Here is an 18,551-nt window from a genome sequence, read left to right on the forward strand (position 1 = left end):
AGCGAGCCCTTAAGGCACTCGTTTTACTTTCAGTGAGTTTTCATCTGTTTTTTGCCATAAGGATATCATGAGACCGACGGCCACGAATACAGATCCGACGACATCCTGAATTGTCAAAGGCTGCGCTATGAATATTGCCCCGAACACCGCAGCACTTACGGGGCTAAGGCCCATAAATACCGTTACATTTGACGGAAACGTATGAGTTAGAGCATATAACCAAGTAAAATACCCAATGGCGCTGCAAATACCGATAAAAAGGAACGCCAACCATATAGAGGCATCAAAGCCGACTAGATTATCTAGAATTCCCTCGTAAATCGCTAGACCGAAGAGAAAGAGGACAGATGCCGTCATCGCCATAATACTTATTTGTAACGTGGGGTAGCGCTGTAAATAGGGTTTATAGAAAACAGAGCAAATTGCTCCTGTAAAGGCACTCAAGAAGGCAGCCCCGATCCCAAGCCAACCCTTAGATCCAAGTTCGACCGTGATCGCAGTACTTCCGACGGCAATTGAGACGCCAATAATGGTAATTACGATGCCAATTATCTTGCGCATTGTGAAACCTTCCTGACCTAGCGCAACTGCAATTAACATCGTGAGGAGAGGCAGTGTCGCAAAGATCAGAACAGCTAACCCGACCTCAATATGGATAATCGAAAAATTAAGCAGAACTATCAAAATAGCAAATTGAAAAATTCCAAGCAACGCAATGGGTGCATAGTCTCTGGGTCGGACCTTACGCCACCTGCCAGCAGTGGCCAGTGGCAGTAAAAGTAAAACGCCAATAAAGTAGCGCATAAACGCAATTGTTGCCGGCCCGACATTCTGCGCAATCGAGCCAGTCGCCACCAGTGCAATACCCACTATAAAAGCACTTATAGCTGCTGCCGTCAGTGCCATGCTTCGTTGTGTCACAACGTGAGATCCCAAGTCTGACCGGTGAGTTCTTGACCGAAACTGAGATGCTTTTCTTCATGGACCAATTGGAAACCGGCTTCGATATAAAGTTTGATCGCCGCAGTGAGAATGTCGTTCGTCCACAAAGTAACCTTCTTATATCCCGCTTGGCGGGCGAAGCTCAGGCATGTGCTGATTAATTGTCGTCCGACACCATCGCCTCGGGCGTCAGCACTGACATAGAGCATTCTGAGTTTAGCCGTGTCGTCGTCCTTTCGGACCAGAAAAATTGATCCGAGAATTTGGCCATCCTTTTCAGCAATCCAGCAATGTTCTGTTTTTGGGTCATGTTTTTCTAGAAACCTTCCGGCAATTTGCGCAACCATCGCTTCAAACGTAGCGTCAAAATCGTACTCTTCAGCGTAGAATTTTCCATGCGAGTGAATAATCCAACCAATATCCCCTGGCCGATGAGAACGGATATGGAAGACATTTGGCGCAACGGGTTCATCACTTAAAATTGTCAAAATGGATCTCATTGAACGAAGCAATTCTTTTCTTTGCTGATCAGATAAACCAGAAAGAATAGTGTCAACTTCCTGTTGCGAAGATTTAAGGTATGGGATGAAAGTAGCGCGACCTAAATTGGTCAACGAGAGGATAGTTTTACGCCTGTCCAACGTACTTGGTTTCGTAGTAATTAGTTTTTTAGTACTAAATTTTTTTATAATTCGGCTCAAATAGGCAGCATCTAGCGACAAATCTTTTTTCAACATTGCCGCCGTTAAACTCTCTCCTGCATATAGTTCATAAAGGATACGCATTTCAGTAAGCGTAAAGTCACTGTTTAGCAGGCTCTCATTAAGGGCTCCAACATGCCGCGTGTAGAATCTGTTGAAGTGTCGAATTGCATCAATATCTGATATGGAATTTTTCATTGTCTACTCCTGTATCAGGATTAATCTAGTAATTTAGTGGACTGAGTCAATTAAATTACTAAACTGCCTTAATCTGGTAAGATGAAAGGCTTCAAGCCTTTTAGAAAATTTCCTATAAAATCTTGCATCAAAAGAGAACGCGGATGATATTTGGGATAAAGGATATCGAGGCGAAAAGGTAATTCCGGTTCGAAAGGGCGAGTTACTAGGCCTTTGCCGATATACTCCGCCGCGTCTATAGAGCTGACGATTGCAACTCCTGTACCTTGTTCAGCCAAAATACAGGCGGTAGCGAACTGTCGTACCTCGACACGTTGATTGAGAATGACGCCAGCGGAATCAAATGCGGATTTTATAGCGCGGTAAAAGCGATTTTCGCGATCCTGAATAATCATGGGTACATTATCAAGATCACGGACAGTGATGACGGGTTTTCTAGCCAGTGGATGCTTCGAGGAAAGAGCACAGACGCTACGAATGTTATAGGAATCATGGTTGACAGCGTCATGCCCCTCAAACTCGTCAGCTATACCAATGTCATATTGCTGTGCCGCGATCCATTCCCTTACCCTGTCCGAACTACGCGTTTGTATTGACATCGTTACATCCGGTCTGTTTTCCAAAAACTCTGAAACCACCCGAGGGAGCAATGATGTCGCAAAACCTGGGAGACAGGCTATTCTCAAATGGCCTGCCTTTTGATTGCGAATATCGGCTGCCAATTGGGAGATATGTTCAAGGTTTGCGATTGCACGGTCAACTTCGGCGAACAAAAAATCGGCTTCGGCTGTTGGGTGCAGACGGCCTTGACGGCGATCGAAAAGGGGCAATTCTAAGGCTGATTCCAAACTTGCAATTAAACGGCTGACTGCTGGTTGTGAAATGCTCAACATACTGGCGGCCGGTGTAACACCACCGGAAATGATAACTGCCCTAAACGCCTCTAGTTGTCGCAACCGATTCATTACAAAATACCCAAAACTTCTTCGCCTTCCATAACACCATGTTATAGAGTTATTCCTTTGATTTATCATAAACTCCCAAAAACGCCAAATTTATGAGATGATTTGCCCTCTATCATTAAACGGTCATTGAAGGGCTAACAAATACGGTTACCCTGAAAGAGGGGAAGGGTTGTCTCCGTCAGAAATAATTATATTCAAGCTTCGGATTTTCCCGGGGCTATTCAATCAACCTTAAGGGAAAGATTAATGTCGATATTCAAAAAACTTTTTGTCCCTGCTGTTCTTGCGGCAGTCGCAAGTAGCGCGGGCCTGGCATCCGCTGCCACGGAAGTACAGTGGTGGCATGCCATGGGCGGCGCCAATGGTGAACGCGTCAATAAAATTGCTGCGGATTTCAACGCGACACAATCCGATTACAAGGTTGTTCCTACTTTTAAAGGCAATTACACCGAAACAATGACAGCAGCGATCGCAGCGTTCCGCGCGAAGAAGCAGCCTCATATCGTGCAAGTATTCGAAGTCGGTACAGCGACGATGATGGCCGCCAAGGGCGCTGTCTATCCGGTTGAACAGATGATGAAAGATGCGGGCGAGCCTTTCGACAAATCTCAGTATCTGCCGGCCGTGATCAGCTACTATCAGACATCAGGTGGTGAACTCCTCTCTATGCCGTTCAACAGCTCGACGCCTGTTCTTTGGTATAATGCCGATGCCTTCAAAAAAGCTGGCGTTGCTTCCGTCCCAAAAACGTGGCCTGAAATGAAAACCGCCTCCGAAAAACTTGTTGCTGCTGGATATAAATGCGGCTTCTCTTTTGGATGGCAGTCTTGGGTTATGGTCGAAAACTTCAGCTCGTGGCATAATTTGCCAATGGGCACAGAGGAAAACGGTTTTACGGGAACCAACACAATCTTCGAATTTAACAATGATATCGTAAAGACTCATATGACGAATTTGCAGGACTGGTCTAAAGATAAGCTGTTTGTATATGGCGGCCGTCGTGGTGATAGCTTGTCCATGTTTACAAACGGTGAATGTGGAATGTGGATGAATTCCTCTGCTTACTATGGCTCAATTAAGAAACAGGCAAAATTTGAATTTGGCCAATCGATGCTTCCTTATTATCCAGAAGTTATTAAATCGCCTCAAAACTCTATCATTGGGGGAGCAACATTATGGGTTCTAAAAGGCAAAGAAGCAGATGAATATAAAGGTGTTGCTCAATTCATGAACTACTTGTCGTCACCAGAAGTACAAGCCTGGTGGCATCAGGAAACAGGTTATGTGCCGATTACCACGCCCGCGTATGAGCTTTCAAAGAAACAGGGTTTCTACAAATCAAACCCTGGTACGGATACGGCGATCAAACAGCTTAGCTTGAATACGCCGACACCAAACTCTCGTGGTATCCGTTTCGGTAACTTTGTTCAAATCCGAGACGTTATCAACGAAGAAATGGAAGCTATCTGGAGTGGCGACAAGACCGGTGCTGAAGGCATGGATGAAGCTGCAAAACGCGGCGATGTTCTGCTTCGGAAGTTTGAACGTGCGAACGGATCCTAACGTTCAATAAACTTCAATCTATCGTCCGTTGCGGCTTTGAAAGCCGCAACGGATTTTTAAAGGGGATCTTAGCTTTATGCTGAAGAATGTTCATTTTGGGCCTTCGGTATTGCCATTTTTACTAGTGGCGCCGCAGATAATCGTCACGATCGTCTTTTTTATCTGGCCTGCAGGTCAGGCTCTTTATCAATCGCTATTGATTCAGGACGCCTTCGGTTTGAAGACTGAGTTTGTCTGGTTTGAAAATTTTGTTACTCTGTTTGGTGAGGAGCAATATCGAAATTCCTTTGGCCGGACAATTGTATTTTCGACACTCGTCGCAATCCTTTCCATGTCCTTCGCGCTTTTGTTTGCAGTTCTTGCAGATCGAGTTATCAAGGGGTCCGGCACTTATAGAACCCTGCTTATCTGGCCCTATGCCGTCGCGCCTGTAACAGCGGGGGCGCTCTGGATTTTCATGTTTGACCCGACCTTGGGTATTGTCGCTTACGGCTTGTCGGCCATGGGCTATGACTGGAACCATAAATTAAACGGCGGCGAAGCCATGGCGCTCGTCGTTATGGCAGCGGCTTGGAAGCAGGTAGCGTATAATTTCCTCTTCTTCCTGGCAGGGTTGCAGTCGATCCCCAAATCACTCATAGAGGCGGCTGCCATTGATGGTGCCGGTCCGGTAAAACGGTTTCGGGATATTATTTTTCCGCTATTGTCACCCACCACCTTCTTCCTTCTGGTTATCAATATCGTCTACGCGTTTTTTGATACATTCGGTATCATCCACGTTATGACCGCTGGTGGCCCGGCAGGGGCGACAAATATTCTGGTTTACAAAGTGTTCAGCGATGGTTTCGTCGGGCTGGATCTTGGTGGGTCCGCAGCCCAATCTGTAGTGCTGATGTTTATCGTAATCTGTCTGACCGTAGTCCAGTTCAAATATGTAGAAAAGAAGGTGGCATACTAATGATAGAAAATCGGCCCCTTCTTACTATTTTCTCGCATCTGATACTGATTCTCGGTGTTGCGATGATCGCTTTTCCGATTTGGGTTACCTTCGTGGCGGCGACGCATACTGACATTCGTATGACGCAAATCCCATTGCCATTGCTGCCTGGTGGCTACTTCTTCGAAAATCTCGATTTGGCCCTTAATAAAGGCATGTCGGGGCAAAGCGGGCAAGGCGTCACTAGAATGTTGTGGAACAGTCTTGTGATGGCAATGATGATCGCTGTTGGAAAAATTGTGATTTCATTGCTGTCAGCCTTTGCCGTCGTTTATTTCCGCTTTCCCTTCCGGATGTTTTTCTTCTGGATGATCTTCATTACCCTGATGTTACCTGTGGAAGTACGAATTTTACCAACCTATGAGGTCGTGGCAAACCTTGGAATGCTGGACACTTATTGGGGCCTGTCCCTCCCACTTATTGCATCGGCAACAGCAACATTTATGTTCCGACAGGTATTTCTGACGATTCCGGACGAATTGCTGGAAGCCGCGCGCATAGACGGTGCCGGACCCATGAGGTTCTTCTGGGACATTCTAATCCCTATGTCTCGCACAAACATTGCAGCACTGTTTGTCATCCTGTTTATTTATGGCTGGAACCAATATTTATGGCCACTCCTGATCACGTCAGATAACGACATGTATACGGTGGTGATGGGTATTAAGCAGATGCTGGAAGCGGCAGAGCAGGCGCCGGAATGGAATGTTATCATGATGACAGCGCTATTGGCCATGATACCACCTGTTTGTGTCGTCGTATTTATGCAAACCCTCTTCGTCAAAGGTCTGACGGAAACCGAGAAATAAGATAAAGAAAGCGATATTATGGCACGCGTAATTCTTGAAGATGTTCGAAAAACCTATCCTAATGGATTTAAAGCGATCCATGGCGTGGATGTGGCTATCGAAGAGGGGGAATTTCTAGTTCTTGTCGGGCCATCGGGCTGCGGTAAATCTACCCTTCTTCGGATGATAGCAGGGCTTGAATCTGTGACAGAAGGATCCGTAAGTATTGGTGATCGGCGGGTAAATGATCTTGAGCCATCGGAACGGGATATCGCGATGGTTTTTCAGAATTATGCCCTCTATCCACATATGAGCGTATACAAGAACATGGCCTATGGCCTTAAAATCATGGGGCTGCCTAAAGAAGAAATTGAACAACGTGTTAAAAAAGCAGCCGATATTCTGGAGTTGACCGAAGAACAGCTGACCCGTAAACCAAAACAATTAAGTGGTGGGCAACGGCAGCGTGTCGCAATGGGTCGGGCAATTGTTCGGGAACCCAGCGTCTTTTTGTTTGATGAACCTTTGTCAAACCTCGATGCAAAGCTGCGGGTCCAAATGCGCCTTGAGATCAAGCAACTGCAGTCTGAACTTGGTATTACCAGCGTCTATGTCACGCATGATCAGGTTGAAGCAATGACCCTTGGTCACCGTTTGATGGTATTAAACGCGGGATATGTCGAGCAACTGGGAACGCCGATTGAGCTTTACCTACGACCTGCATCGTTATTCGTTGCTGGATTTATTGGATCGCCCAGCATGAATTTCGCGGACGCAAAAATAGATGCCGAAGGTAAGAATGTTACCATATCAGGTCAGGCTGCATTGCCGCTTGGAAATGGCGGAATGCCAAAGCATTCCGGCAAAGATGTAACGTTAGGCATCCGCCCGGAACATCTTGAGCTGGCTAGGGATGAGGTGGATGCCGTTCCGCTGATTGCATCAATGATAGAGCATCTTGGAGCGGACACCTTAATCCATGGCCATTTTGGGGAAAGTAAATCCACTCTGACCGTTCGCATTGAGGGAATTCAATATATTAATCCAGGGGACGCGCTACCTATCCGCGTATCACCGGATCATTTGCATTTGTTTGATCCGGCGACGGAAAAGCGTCTCGAGGATTAAGCAGTAATCGAGGCTATTTGGGCCATTTTCCGGCATAGGGTATCTTGAGCGCGCGTGCAACCAGTTCCAGGCGGTCCTGACCGTAGAACATGTCGCTATCGACAAAATAGGTCGGCGATCCGAAAACCGAACGTTCAATTGCTTCTTTCGTGTTGTCTGCATAAATTTTCTTCACTTCGCTGGTTCCCGCAGTTTCGAGTAAAGACTCTGGGTCTAAACCAACGGTATGACCTATTTTTATAAGATCTGCCCGATTATCAAGGTCATAATCATCTACCCAGTGAGCTCGCAACATTTCATGAGCTAATGTGTCGATATTTAGACCCTGCACCAATCCGGCAATCAACATACAATTAGAAAGTGTAATATCATTGCTGTGGTAAGTCGGTGTACCGTCCATAATTGGAATGTCTCGTTGTTCCGCCCACCGTTCGATTTCTCTGCCAAAATAGTAATTCATATGAGCTGGTGAACGCTTTCCAAACTGGGTTGGTCCCATAGCAGCAACGACAGCACGTAAATCTACTGGACGATGATCGATCTCACGTCCAGCGTCTGCAGCTATTTTGATGAAGGCGGCGGAGCCGATATATGCGAAGGCGGAGTAACCGGCGTAAAAATATTCGATTTTTGACATGAGGTGCTTTCTTTTTATTAAGTTTTGGCGCCAATTCGGAACTAGTTCAATAGTTTGTAAGCGTCCTGCGGACAGCATCTTGCCACCGGGCATAGGCATCCTCTTGCTGTTCGATTGACCACGAGGGCGTGAACTGTTTTTCACATTTCCAGGCCTTTGAAAAAGTTTCAGGGTCCGGGTAAAAGCCTATGTGCAAGCCAGCTAAGTAAGCGGCTCCCAAAGCTGTAGTTTCAGCAGAAACAGGACGATCAACCGGCGCACCTAGCATATCTGCTAGTCGTTGCATGGTCCAATTAGAGGCTACCATGCCGCCGTCGACGCGGAGCACAGTCTCCAGGTTTCCTGCATAATCTGCATGCATGGCGTTAAGCAAATCGCGGGTTTGGTAACAGACAGCTTCAAGAGCAGCTTTTGCGAATTCTCGCGGCCCAGTAGCTCGCGTTAAACCAAAAATTGCGCCGCGACATTCTGCATCCCAATGGGGAACACCCAGCCCGACGAAAGCCGGAACCATTATAACATTTTGAGTCGGATCTGCTTCCTCGGCGAATTCACCGGATTGTCCTGCATGGCTAATTATTTCCAAGCCATCTCGAAGCCACTGAACAGCAGCCCCGGCGACGAAAATGGATCCTTCGAGCGCATAAGTTGTCTTGCCGTCAAGCTGATAGGCAATCGTTGTTAAAAGTTTATGCTTAGATTTAACAGGTGTATCCCCGGTGTTTAACAATGCGAAACAACCCGTTCCATAGGTTGATTTCATCATTCCAGGATCGAAACAAGCTTGGCCAATTGTTGCGGCCTGTTGATCTCCAGCCACGCCCGTAATTTTAATGGCAGCTCCAAATAATTCAGGATCTAAAGCGCCAAATTCAGCTGCACTGTCTTTAACTTCCGGGAGTAACGATTTAGGAATACGCAATATTTCCAACAATTCATCGGACCAAGCACCCGCGTGAATATCATAAATCAGTGTGCGGCTAGCATTTGTGGCGTCCGTCGCATGTATTTTTCCGCCAGTCAGGCGCCACAGGAGAAAACTGTCAATTGTTCCAAAAGCAAGTTCTCCTTTTTCAGCCTGATCCCTAGCGCCATCTACATTATCCAAAATCCACGAGATTTTGGTGCCGGAAAAATAAGGATCTAACAACAGTCCTGTTTTCTCAGAAAAAGTTTCCTCTAACCCTTTTTGCTTAAGCTCATTACATAAATTTGCTGTCCGCCGATCTTGCCAAACAATCGCATTATATATGGGTTTACCTGTTGCACGGTTCCAAACCACCGTTGTTTCACGTTGGTTGGTGATACCAATGGCGGCTATGTCTTTGATGTCAATTTGGGCATTTGCTAACGCCTGCTTGCCGGTTTCCACAGTCGTCCGCCAAATATCCTCCGGGTCGTGTTCAACCCAACCGGAATTTGGATAATGTTGGGTGAATTCCTGTTGGCCAGTAGCAACTGATAAATAGTCTTTATCGAAAATTATGGCTCGGCTCGACGTGGTCCCTTGATCAAAGGCGAGAATATAACGTGACATTCAGGCACTTTCTTTTTTTCATGTTGAATTTTCTGGAGCGTATATTTTGCCATTGAATTTCATGAAGTGCTAGCTTGTTCTATGATATCTGACAAAATAGAAATGGGCAGCAAACCTCGATTAACAAAATTTACGCTGTCTTTTCCAGTAGAATAACGCCAGCGGCCGTGTTGGAAATTGGGATGTGGTAGTTTCGAGAAAGCTCCTTCACTTCTTTGCCAAGAGCTCCCCGCATGATCAGCCACATAATCATCTCAACGCCCTGTGGCCCTGCCAGTTCAGCAAGTTGATGATTGCTATATTGCAATAGCCATTCGGGCTCATTGGTTAGTTTTTCTAAAAACTCGGTGTCGAATGCGCGGTTCGTAAAACCTGCTCTTTCCCCATCCAATTGATGTGACAATCCGCCTGTACCTAGAATAACGACATCCAGATCTTCCCCATAACTTTCGACCGCTCGTCCGATGGCTTCGCCTAATCGCAGACATCTATTTGCTGTCGGAAAGGGAGATTGAACGACATTAACACATACAGGGATAACCTTAATCTGATCCGTAAGTTTTCGATCAGGCCACATCAACGACATTGGGACCGTAAACCCGTGATCAACTAACATTTCTTGGCAACTCGTAATGTCGAATTCGTCATTTACCAACGAATTTATGAGATGCCAGGACAGCGGAGGATGGCCCGGAAAGGGCTCCAGAGGTTTCAAGCCCCACCCTTCGTCAGAGTTTTGATACTCAGAAGCAGCGCCGATCGCAAATGTTGGCATTTTATCCAAAAAGAAATTGAGACCGTGATCATTGTAGACAAGGATTGCGACATCAGGCTTCTTTTCTTCTAGCCAGTCCCAAACAGGTTCGTAACCAGCGAAGAACGGTTTCCAATAGGGATCTTGCTGAAGGTTTTGCTCAATCGCATTGCCGATTGCCGGGACATGTGAACTTCCAATTCCGCCGAGTAGTCTCGCCATATTATTGCTCTCCTGCCGCAAGAAGTTTTGCTTTAAAATCGTCAAGCGAAACACCGGATTGCTGGGCGCCAATATCTTGCATGTTTAGTCCAAACATCCCAGTCAACTTTGCCAGATAGTAAATATTTCCGCCAAGTTTCAAAAGTTCCAGGACATCTCTTGCTTTAACGGCAGCCCGTTGCGCATCTGTAATTTCATATTTATCGCAATAACCGTCTTCATTTGCTTTGAACGCGTTGCGGTTTTCAGCTGAATTGAAAGAGAAACACATTTTATTCAACGCATATCCTTTCATTGCCATATCACCATCAAATATCATGGTGCCCGGAATAGGATTACTTTTCCGAAGCTGTGTCATGGCAAAAGTCCTTTCGATGATGCAGCGATTTCCTCTGGCCAATATAGCCGCATTGGGTTCGCTACGAGCAGTTTATGTTGAAGTTCCGTGGTTTTCGCAATTTTCGGGATGATGTCAACTAGCATTCCTTCATCGGGTACATGGGATTTCATATTTGGATGCGGCCAGTCCGTACCCCACAAAACCCGATCCGGAAACATTTCTACTAGAATACGGCTAAAAGGAATGACGTCGTCATATGGTGGCCCCTGCGTCGTCAACCTTTCGGGGCAGCTGACTTTTGTCCAAAAATTTTGATTGTCTTCCATGAGCTTGACAAAGCGTTGGAAGTCCGGATGTGATGGATTGTTAAGAACATCCGGTCGCCCCATATGATCGACTACCACGATAGCAGGTAGTTTTTTTAGAAACGGGACGAGTTCTTCTAGGTCGGGGGCTTCGAAATAGACGACGATATGCCAACCAAGCTTAGCAATTCGATCCGCAATCCTTAGAAAGATTTCTTTTGGCGTCGAATCCACGAGCCTTTTGACAAAGTTAAACCGAACAGCTCGAACACCTGCGGCATCCATTTTCTCAAGTTCGATATCTGAGATATCGGGGTCAATGACGGCAACACCTCTTGCAAGACCATTTGATGAAACCAGGGCATCCAAGAGGGCAGCATTGTTTCGGCCATGGCAAGAGGCCTGGACAATCACATTCCTGGAAAATCCGAGATGGTCACGCAGTTCGACCAATTTGGATTTTGGCGCATCACAAGGTGTGTATTTGCGCTCGGCAGCATACGGAAAGGTAACTGCAGGGCCGAATACATGACAATGCGCATCGACTGCACCAGGCGGTGCCACAAAAGACGGTTTCGCAGGATTCGGATGAAATGGAAGATAATCTGCATCCATGTTTAATTGTCCTTAAGGTGCATATATAATTCCATCAAAAAGTTTACGAGCGGTTCGCAGTATAGCAGCGCTACCGACTTTCCCATCATCACCTATATCCAGCATAACTGTCGTCATCCCAATCGGATGCTCAATGTCCAGTTCTTTCTGGTAGCCAGCAGGTATATTTGCCAAGTCTGCGGCGATAGATCCCTCAATTGCGCAAGCGGTTGCAACTGTAACCGCCCCCAGAACACCAATTGACGCATGGCAGCGATGAGGAATAAAGGTGCGTGTCGAAATTGCCCCGCCGTTAGTAGGCAGCCTAACCATACACATTTTTGGCACGGTTTTTTCTGCGACATCTCCCAAATTCATCATTGGCCCGACCCTCAGACGCAACTGTTCAAGCCGTTGTTTCAATGCCGCGTTTGCTTCCAACTCTTCGCGGCTTTCAAGTCCGGAAATACCCATATCACGGGCTCGTAATATGACAGATGGCATACCGTTGTCTATGAGCGTCACGTCCACGCCATCTATCGTATCAATGAAATTTCCGCTGGGAAGCAACGCACCGCAAGTTGATCCAGCCGTATCTTTAAAGGTTATGGAAATAGCGGCAGCGCTGCCGGGTACGCCATCAATTTTGGCCTTTCCGTTATATTCGACGCTGCCGTCAGGCGTATTGATTATGGCATCGGCTGTCTGTCCGGTATTCTCCATAAAAATTCTCACACTTGTTGTACCCTTTGTTGCTGAGACTAGTCCACGTTCGATGGCAAAAGGCCCGACCCCCGCGAGTAAGTTGCCGCAATTTTGGGCGTCAGATACAAGGGGTCGGTCGACGGCAACTTGCAAGAACAGGTAGTCCACATCCGTTTCTGGGCGCGCTGAGGGCTTAACGATTGCAATTTTTGAGGTGAGCGGATCGGCACCGCCCATGCCGTCGATCTGACGCGGATCAGGTGATCCCATGATACCCATCAAGAAAAGATCCCGTTCCTTTGATTGCTTGGGAAGATCTGATCCTAGGAAATATCCACCTTTGGAGGTTCCCCCGCGCATCCACATGCAAGGAGCGCTAAACATATTTCAGGCCTTTTTGCGTCAATCGATCCCGCATCTTATACATATCCAAACCGAGCTCTCCGCTTGCTAGGCGGATGCGTTTCTCCTCTTCCAATGCAATCCGTGCTTCCGCTTTTTCGGCAACCTCCGAAGCCATTTCTCGGCGAACGACACAGACCCCATCGTCATCGGCAACGATGACGTCGCCGGGATTAATAAGTGCACCTGCACAGACAACAGGTATATTTACAGATCCCAATGTTTCTTTAATTGTGCCTTCTGCGCAGATGGATTTGGACCAGACTGGGAATTTCATAGACGTTAAATCTCGAATATCACGAACTCCAGCATCGATGATTAGCCCGACACCACCATGAGCCTGTAGCGATGTCGCAAGCAAATCTCCAAAGTACCCGGCATCGGAAGATGACGTCGTGGCCAGAACCAGAATATCGCCAGCTTGAACTTGTTCTATCGCGACATGAAGCATCCAGTTGTCAGCGGGGGGTGCTAGAATAGTAACAGCTGAAGCGCCAAGAGAACTGCCCGTAAAAATTGGTCGCATATAGGAAGCGAGCAGGCCTTTACGTCCTTGAGCTTCGTGAACAGTTGCCACACCGCATTTGCCGAGACGGGCAACTACGGTTTTTTCAGCACGATCTATGTTTTGCACGACGATACTCATTACAGCTCATCCACTGTGCGAGGGTAAATTGATTGGAAGCCTTCCGCATATTTCGCGGAGAGACCTCCAGCCTGGCCGCCAGAATTGCGGCGAAAATGATTGCCACGATTTTCAGCGACATTGGTGTAAAAATCCCAAAGATGCTCTTGTCCTTGCATGCATTCAATGGCGGCACGCTTTTTATCCCAGACATCGGTGATATCCAGAAAAACATCAGGTTTCCATCCCATTTGTTCGGTTTGATGTGGTTCGAACAAATACAATTGCGGCGCCCCTAATACTTTTTCTCCTGGGTTATGCCCCCAAGCTTGTGCAATCATTCGACATTCCATTGCCAATGTGGTTGCGAAACTGTGATCAGTATTATAGGGGTCATATTGTGAGTGGCTGAGCATAAAACTTGGCTGCACCTTACGGATTAGATCGACCAGTTTAAATTTGTCGTCTCGGGTCACTTCCAGAGGATAATCACCGAGATCAAAAAACTCGATATCATATGCATTCAGAGCCTTTGCAGCGTTCTCGGCCTCAATACGTCGTGATTTTTTTACGCTTTCGAGGGTTGTACCGCCCTCTTGTTTCCAGAGTTTCGCTGACTCACCCCTCTCTCCATAGGACAAACAGGCAATTGTGACGTCATAACCTTTTTCCTGATGCAACGCGATGGCGCCCGCACAGCGCCAGACGAAATCTGCAGCGTGGGCGCTTATTACCAATGCGGTCTTTTTTTTGGCCATCTATAAACTCCCGAAGATAACAACAAATCCAATGCAAAGTTGATTGTTCTGCAGCATATACTTTCGGCCCATGCGACATAATTTACTATTTCAAAATCGCATTTGTGATATAATTTTTTCCTATAGCTACCCAAAAAATTGAAGAGTGATATAATTATATGAACAGAACGGCGCCAAATTTGCGGCATTTGCGTGCCTTCCGTTCGGTGGCTTATCACAATAGTGTAAGCCGGGCCTCTGAAGAGGTGTTTTTGTCTCAACCCGCTATAACACAAGCAATAGCGAAAATAGAAAAAGCGTTGAACATCGAACTTTTTTCGCGACGAACAGACGGAGTATTCTTAACAGACGCTGGAAAGCTGTTCTTGCAACGTACAGAAAGAGCAGATTACTATTTGCGTAAGGGAATAGATGAAGCCCTTGCGGTGTCGGGAGCAAAAAAGAAAAGTGGTTTCGCAAAGCTGGATCAATTGATTTCTGGCGTGCAAATGCGGGCGCTAATTGCCGTTTCAGAAACGGGAAACTTTAGCTTAGCAGCGCGTAGTATAGGTATCTCGCAGCCATCACTATACAGGGCGGCGAGGGACCTTGAGCGATTATCTGAAATAACGCTTTTCAAGAAAGATAGTCGCGGGATCAGTTTGACGGCGTCAGCCATCGTTTGGGCACGTTACGCGAAACTCGCCTTCTCGGAATTATCACAAACTTATATGGAAATCGAAGAATTTAAAGGGATTGATACAGGACGTATTGTTGTCGGCACGATGCCCTTAGCCCGCAGTTACGTCTTGCCCTCTGCCATCAATCAAGTCACTCAAAATAGGCCGGGCGTCGAGATAAGTGTAATTGATGGGCGCTACGAGGAGCTGCTCCATAGTCTGCGGCATGGCGAGATTGACTTGCTTATTGGTGCCCTTCGAGATCCACCCCCGATTGATGATGTTCTTGAGGAGAATTTGTTTGACGATAGTTTGGCACTTATCGTGCGGAGCGGTCATCCTTTAGTAAAAAATGAGCAGATTACTATTGAGCAATTAGCTAAATACCCTTGGATTACCCCAAGGCCAGGTTCGCCGACACGAGAAAAATTTGAAGCGTTGTTTGCCGCGTCTCCCGGATTGCGGCCCACGAGTATTGTTGAGGCGAGTTCACTTGTTCTTATACGTGGTTTGCTGATGGACAGCGATCGAATAACGATTTTGTCGGCTCATCAAGTTCGCAAGGAAAAGGAATGGGGATTGCTGAGTTTGCTTTCTTTCAATTTGTCAGATGCACAACGGCCTATAGGGTTGACGACGAGAAAAGAATGGCTTCCTACGGGCAGTCAGGCCGAGTTTATAGACGCATTGCGAAAGGCGGGTAGAGATGTCGCTGCAAGTTGACGGCTATTCAAAAATTCAATTAGGGATATATTTTTTTAATTGTCGCAACAGCTAAACACAGAGTAACTAACTAACGTAGAGAGATCTACCGCGTGCTATGCAGAACGAATAGGAACGAAGAGTGGAGCCAGAGAAATTAGATATTGCGCTGCTTGGATTTGGCGAAGCTGCGGGTGCTTTTGTCTCTGGCTGGAATACAATCTCTAACCTCTCGATTTCAGCATTTGACATAAAGACTGATAGTCACGAAAAAGGTGAGGCTGACGGTAAATGGGCGGCTTATGAGCAGGCGAATGTTTCAGGTTGCTCGACTATGGAGGAGGCTTTAAAAAACGCAGATGTTGTTTTTTCATTAGTCACGGCGGATCGGGCCTATTTTGCTGCCGAGCAAGCTGCAAAATATCTTCAGAAAAAGACGTTCTTTCTAGACTGTAATTCATGCGCCCCTGGCACGAAGAAGCGATCTTCTAAAATTATCTCAGATATTGGTGTCCGTTACGTTGATGTCGCTGTCATGGCACCAGTCTATCCCAAGCTTCATAGAACACCGCTGCTCATAAGTGGCGAGTTTATGGCAGAAGCCAAAACTGTCTTTGAGTGTTTACAGATGGATGCAAATATAATGGAAGGGGGTGTCGGCACATCCTCGTCAGTAAAAATGATCCGCAGTATCATGATGAAAGGTCTTGAAGCTTTGTTTTCAGAGTGCGTTCTTGCAGGTCGCCGCGCTGGGGTGGATGAAAAAGTTATTGCATCTCTGGAACAGACATATCCCGGTTTCGGTTTCGCTGACAAATCTGCATATATGTTCGAAAGAATGATGGAGCACGGGGAACGACGGGCCGCTGAAATGAAGGAAGTCGTTTTGACCGTTGCAGAGTTAGGCCTACCGGCAGATATGGCCGAAGCCACAGTTAAATGGCAACAGCGAATTGGGGAACTTGGCAAGCCTGCCGGCGAAAATGAGTATGGCGCGCGTGCGGACGCCCTTCTTGAAGCACTTGGGGATATTGAACGGAATGAATAAAATGAGAGTATGTGTTGCCGGGGCCGCCGGAGCTTTTGGCCAGAAACATCTGGATGCCATCGCACAAATTGATGGTGTCGAAGTGACGTCAATAGTCGGAAGAGAAGCGGAGGCGACAGCCACCGCTGCTGAAGTGCGGAATATCGCTCATTGGGCACTTGACCTGTCGGAAAGCCTAAAGCGCGACGATGTAGACTGCGTGATCCTTTCGACGCCGACACAAATGCATGCGGATCAAGCAATAGCTTGTCTTCAGGCGGGGAAGCATGTGCTTGTAGAAATTCCGATGGCAGATAATCTTGCCGATTCAAAACGACTGGTTGCCGCTCAAGAAGAGACTGGCTTGGTCGCCATGGCCGGACATGTAAGACGGTTTAACCCGAGCCATCAATGGATCCACAACAAGATAAAAGCGGGTGAACTGGCGCTACAACAACTTGACGTGCAAACCTATTTCTTTCGAAGAACTAATACCAATGCATTGGGTAAACCGCGAAGCTGGACGGATCACCTTCTTTGGCATCATGCCTGTCATACGGTGGATTTATTTCAGTATCAAACCGGGGCGCCGGCCGCAGAAGTCTTTGGCTTTCAGGGCCCGGTACATCCCGACCTTGGTATTGCCTTGGACATGAGTATTGGGATGAAATCTCCAGGCGGTGCGCTTTGTACTTTATCTCTTTCCTTCAATAATGACGGTCCCTTCGGAACTTTCTTCAGATATATTTGCGATAAAGGTACTTATATCGCTCGTTATGATGATCTAGTCGATGGTTACGAAAAACCTGTGGACCTTTCGAATGTTGCAGTGTCCAATAACGGAATAGAGCTCATTGACCGAGAGTTTTTCTCCGCCATTCGTGAGGGACGTGAACCTAATAGCAGTGTCGCTCAATGTTTGCCGGCAATGGAAACACTGGATCGAATAGAGAAAAGCTTCGGCGCGTAAAAATAAGGAAGAAAAAAATGCGAACGCGACAAATCGGGGAATTCTCTGTTTCATCAATTGGATTTGGCTGTATGAATTTGTCTTTCGGGTATGGAAATGTACCGGATTCGGTCTACGGGGCGAAATTGCTGCATGAGGCGCTAGATGCTGGATATACAATGCTTGATACCGCAGCTCTTTATGGCAATGGCGCCAATGAAACCCTGATCGGTGAGGCACTTAAATCGCGACGCAATGACTATATGCTCGCGAGTAAATGCGGGATTAGCAAAAATGAAGAGGGTGTTCGGACGATTAACGGCAAGCCGTCCGAAATTCGAAAGGTTTGTGAAGAAAGCCTCAAGTTGTTGCAGACTGACGTAATCGACCTTTATTATCTGCACAGGTTAGACTTTACAATTCCCATAGAGGAAAGCGTTGGTGCGCTGTCGGATCTGGTTTCGGAAGGAAAAATCCGAACAATTGGATTATCGGAGATGTCGGCAGAAACTATCCGCCGGGCACATGCTGTGCACCCGGTCTCGGCCGTACAATCAGAATATTCTTTATGGACCCGAAATCCAGAAATAGCTGTGCTGGATGCCTGTAAAGATATTGGCGCTGCTTTCGTGGCTTTCAGCCCGTTAGCGAGGGCGTTTCTGACGGGGACATTGCAAGATCCACAGGGGTTGCCTACAGGTGATCTGCGGCATGGTATGCCTAGGTTTGAAACTGATAATTATCAAAAAAATCTCGATTTGTTAGAGGAATACGCGAACCTTGCTGAAGAAAGCAATTGCTCCATGGCACAATTGGCCTTGGCGTGGCTTTTGGCGAAACACGATTATATTATTCCAATTCCTGGAACCAAAAATATTGAACACATGCGTGAAAATGCCAAGTCGGATGGTATCTCATTAAGTGAGGACGTTGTGAAATGTCTGGATCAACTCATTAACCAACAAACAGTTCATGGTTCTCGATATGATGCAGCAGCTCAGTCGAAAATCGATACTGAAGAATTTGCCTGATTGACTTAACAAATTAATCATG

Annotated in this window: 19 protein-coding genes; 8 read left to right on the forward strand and 11 right to left on the reverse strand. The window is 46.7% G+C overall.

Going from position 1 to position 18,551, the window contains the following annotated elements:
- Positions 1–9: 9 nt before the first annotated feature.
- The 3 genes from V7723_RS05730 to V7723_RS05740 all read right to left on the reverse strand — a co-directional run bounded on the left by V7723_RS05730 (position 10) and on the right by V7723_RS05740 (position 2,806).
- Positions 10–921 (reverse strand): DMT family transporter, encoded by a 912-nt coding sequence (locus V7723_RS05730; protein ID WP_335683480.1) that lies wholly within the window; start codon positions 919–921, stop codon positions 10–12.
- Complete coding sequence (locus tag V7723_RS05735) at positions 918–1,841, reverse strand: bifunctional helix-turn-helix transcriptional regulator/GNAT family N-acetyltransferase (RefSeq protein WP_335683481.1); 924 nt, start codon at positions 1,839–1,841, stop codon at positions 918–920. Before V7723_RS05735 ends, V7723_RS05730 begins: the two co-directional genes overlap by 4 nt.
- A gap of 68 nt (positions 1,842–1,909) precedes the next feature.
- On the reverse strand, positions 1,910–2,806 hold the full coding sequence (locus V7723_RS05740) for a LysR substrate-binding domain-containing protein (protein WP_335683482.1): 897 nt from the start codon (positions 2,804–2,806) through the stop codon (positions 1,910–1,912).
- A gap of 246 nt (positions 2,807–3,052) precedes the next feature.
- On the opposite strand from V7723_RS05740, the gene ugpB reads away from it, so the two are divergent.
- The 4 genes from ugpB to V7723_RS05760 all read left to right on the forward strand — a co-directional run bounded on the left by ugpB (position 3,053) and on the right by V7723_RS05760 (position 7,282).
- Positions 3,053–4,369 (forward strand): sn-glycerol-3-phosphate ABC transporter substrate-binding protein UgpB, encoded by a 1,317-nt coding sequence (ugpB, locus tag V7723_RS05745; RefSeq protein WP_335683483.1) that lies wholly within the window; start codon positions 3,053–3,055, stop codon positions 4,367–4,369.
- 76 nt (positions 4,370–4,445) lie between these two features.
- Positions 4,446–5,327 carry a sn-glycerol-3-phosphate ABC transporter permease UgpA gene (gene ugpA, locus V7723_RS05750; protein WP_335683484.1) on the forward strand — a complete coding sequence of 294 codons (882 nt, stop codon included), beginning with the start codon at positions 4,446–4,448 and terminating at the stop codon, positions 5,325–5,327.
- Positions 5,327–6,175, forward strand: coding sequence for a sn-glycerol-3-phosphate ABC transporter permease UgpE (ugpE, locus tag V7723_RS05755; RefSeq protein WP_335683485.1), 849 nt, complete (start codon positions 5,327–5,329; stop codon positions 6,173–6,175). The genes ugpA and ugpE overlap by 1 nt, the downstream gene beginning before the upstream one ends.
- Positions 6,176–6,193: 18 nt before the next feature.
- Positions 6,194–7,282, forward strand: a complete 1,089-nt coding sequence (locus V7723_RS05760) for a sn-glycerol-3-phosphate import ATP-binding protein UgpC (protein ID WP_335683486.1) — start codon at positions 6,194–6,196, stop codon at positions 7,280–7,282.
- 13 nt (positions 7,283–7,295) lie between these two features.
- Here the strand turns inward: V7723_RS05760 and V7723_RS05765 are convergent, their stop codons facing one another.
- The 8 genes from V7723_RS05765 to V7723_RS05800 form a co-directional block, all read right to left on the reverse strand.
- A complete protein-coding gene (locus V7723_RS05765; RefSeq protein WP_335683487.1) occupies positions 7,296–7,919 on the reverse strand; it encodes a 2-hydroxychromene-2-carboxylate isomerase in 624 nt (207 codons plus the stop codon).
- A 46-nt stretch (positions 7,920–7,965) separates the two neighbouring features.
- Positions 7,966–9,456, reverse strand: coding sequence for a glycerol kinase GlpK (gene glpK / locus V7723_RS05770; RefSeq protein WP_335683488.1), 1,491 nt, complete (start codon positions 9,454–9,456; stop codon positions 7,966–7,968).
- Positions 9,457–9,586: 130 nt separating this feature from the next.
- Entirely contained in the window at positions 9,587–10,432 is an 846-nt protein-coding gene (locus V7723_RS05775; protein WP_335683489.1) for a class III extradiol dioxygenase family protein, read from the reverse strand.
- A 1-nt stretch (position 10,433) separates the two neighbouring features.
- Positions 10,434–10,790, reverse strand: coding sequence for a protocatechuate 4,5-dioxygenase subunit alpha (locus V7723_RS05780; RefSeq protein WP_335683490.1), 357 nt, complete (start codon positions 10,788–10,790; stop codon positions 10,434–10,436).
- Positions 10,787–11,692 carry an amidohydrolase family protein gene (locus tag V7723_RS05785; RefSeq protein ID WP_335683491.1) on the reverse strand — a complete coding sequence of 302 codons (906 nt, stop codon included), beginning with the start codon at positions 11,690–11,692 and terminating at the stop codon, positions 10,787–10,789. The genes V7723_RS05780 and V7723_RS05785 overlap by 4 nt, the downstream gene beginning before the upstream one ends.
- Positions 11,693–11,704: 12 nt before the next feature.
- Positions 11,705–12,760 (reverse strand): 4-oxalomesaconate tautomerase, encoded by a 1,056-nt coding sequence (locus tag V7723_RS05790; RefSeq protein WP_335683492.1) that lies wholly within the window; start codon positions 12,758–12,760, stop codon positions 11,705–11,707.
- Positions 12,753–13,424 carry a 4-carboxy-4-hydroxy-2-oxoadipate aldolase/oxaloacetate decarboxylase gene (locus V7723_RS05795; RefSeq protein ID WP_335683493.1) on the reverse strand — a complete coding sequence of 224 codons (672 nt, stop codon included), beginning with the start codon at positions 13,422–13,424 and terminating at the stop codon, positions 12,753–12,755. The genes V7723_RS05790 and V7723_RS05795 overlap by 8 nt, the downstream gene beginning before the upstream one ends.
- On the reverse strand, positions 13,424–14,161 hold the full coding sequence (locus tag V7723_RS05800) for a PIG-L deacetylase family protein (protein ID WP_335683494.1): 738 nt from the start codon (positions 14,159–14,161) through the stop codon (positions 13,424–13,426). The genes V7723_RS05795 and V7723_RS05800 overlap by 1 nt, the downstream gene beginning before the upstream one ends.
- 158 nt (positions 14,162–14,319) lie before the next feature.
- Between V7723_RS05800 and V7723_RS05805 the strand changes: the two genes are divergently transcribed.
- From V7723_RS05805 to V7723_RS05820, 4 genes are all read left to right on the forward strand, one after another.
- The gene (locus V7723_RS05805; protein WP_335683495.1) at positions 14,320–15,543 is read left to right on the forward strand and encodes a LysR family transcriptional regulator; all 1,224 of its coding nucleotides are present in this window, start codon (positions 14,320–14,322) and stop codon (positions 15,541–15,543) included.
- 121 nt (positions 15,544–15,664) lie between these two features.
- Positions 15,665–16,570, forward strand: coding sequence for an NAD(P)-dependent oxidoreductase (locus V7723_RS05810; protein WP_335683496.1), 906 nt, complete (start codon positions 15,665–15,667; stop codon positions 16,568–16,570).
- Between the two features lies 1 nt (position 16,571).
- On the forward strand, positions 16,572–17,519 hold the full coding sequence (locus tag V7723_RS05815; RefSeq protein WP_443024195.1) for a Gfo/Idh/MocA family oxidoreductase: 948 nt from the start codon (positions 16,572–16,574) through the stop codon (positions 17,517–17,519).
- A 17-nt stretch (positions 17,520–17,536) separates the two neighbouring features.
- Positions 17,537–18,529, forward strand: coding sequence for an aldo/keto reductase (locus V7723_RS05820; protein ID WP_335683498.1), 993 nt, complete (start codon positions 17,537–17,539; stop codon positions 18,527–18,529).
- The last annotated feature ends 22 nt before the right edge of the window (positions 18,530–18,551 follow it).

The organism is Sneathiella sp. (genome assembly GCF_036960985.1).
Lineage (GTDB): Bacteria > Pseudomonadota > Alphaproteobacteria > Sneathiellales > Sneathiellaceae > Sneathiella.

Bases quoted from the DNA above. Each gene is read 5' to 3' on its own strand.
- V7723_RS05735 (WP_335683481.1), bottom strand. From the start codon at position 1,841: ATGAAAAATTCCATATCAGATATTGATGCAATTCGACACTTCAACAGA.
- V7723_RS05740 (WP_335683482.1), bottom strand. From the start codon at position 2,806: ATGAATCGGTTGCGACAACTAGAGGCGTTTAGGGCAGTTATCATTTCC.
- ugpB (WP_335683483.1), top strand. From the start codon at position 3,053: ATGTCGATATTCAAAAAACTTTTTGTCCCTGCTGTTCTTGCGGCAGTC.
- ugpA (WP_335683484.1), top strand. From the start codon at position 4,446: ATGCTGAAGAATGTTCATTTTGGGCCTTCGGTATTGCCATTTTTACTA.
- ugpE (WP_335683485.1), top strand. From the start codon at position 5,327: ATGATAGAAAATCGGCCCCTTCTTACTATTTTCTCGCATCTGATACTG.
- V7723_RS05760 (WP_335683486.1), top strand. From the start codon at position 6,194: ATGGCACGCGTAATTCTTGAAGATGTTCGAAAAACCTATCCTAATGGA.
- V7723_RS05765 (WP_335683487.1), bottom strand. From the start codon at position 7,919: ATGTCAAAAATCGAATATTTTTACGCCGGTTACTCCGCCTTCGCATAT.
- glpK (WP_335683488.1), bottom strand. From the start codon at position 9,456: ATGTCACGTTATATTCTCGCCTTTGATCAAGGGACCACGTCGAGCCGA.
- V7723_RS05775 (WP_335683489.1), bottom strand. From the start codon at position 10,432: ATGGCGAGACTACTCGGCGGAATTGGAAGTTCACATGTCCCGGCAATC.
- V7723_RS05780 (WP_335683490.1), bottom strand. From the start codon at position 10,790: ATGACACAGCTTCGGAAAAGTAATCCTATTCCGGGCACCATGATATTT.
- V7723_RS05785 (WP_335683491.1), bottom strand. From the start codon at position 11,692: ATGGATGCAGATTATCTTCCATTTCATCCGAATCCTGCGAAACCGTCT.
- V7723_RS05790 (WP_335683492.1), bottom strand. From the start codon at position 12,760: ATGTTTAGCGCTCCTTGCATGTGGATGCGCGGGGGAACCTCCAAAGGT.
- V7723_RS05795 (WP_335683493.1), bottom strand. From the start codon at position 13,424: ATGAGTATCGTCGTGCAAAACATAGATCGTGCTGAAAAAACCGTAGTT.
- V7723_RS05800 (WP_335683494.1), bottom strand. From the start codon at position 14,161: ATGGCCAAAAAAAAGACCGCATTGGTAATAAGCGCCCACGCTGCAGAT.
- V7723_RS05805 (WP_335683495.1), top strand. From the start codon at position 14,320: ATGAACAGAACGGCGCCAAATTTGCGGCATTTGCGTGCCTTCCGTTCG.
- V7723_RS05815 (WP_443024195.1), top strand. From the start codon at position 16,572: ATGAGAGTATGTGTTGCCGGGGCCGCCGGAGCTTTTGGCCAGAAACAT.
- V7723_RS05820 (WP_335683498.1), top strand. From the start codon at position 17,537: ATGCGAACGCGACAAATCGGGGAATTCTCTGTTTCATCAATTGGATTT.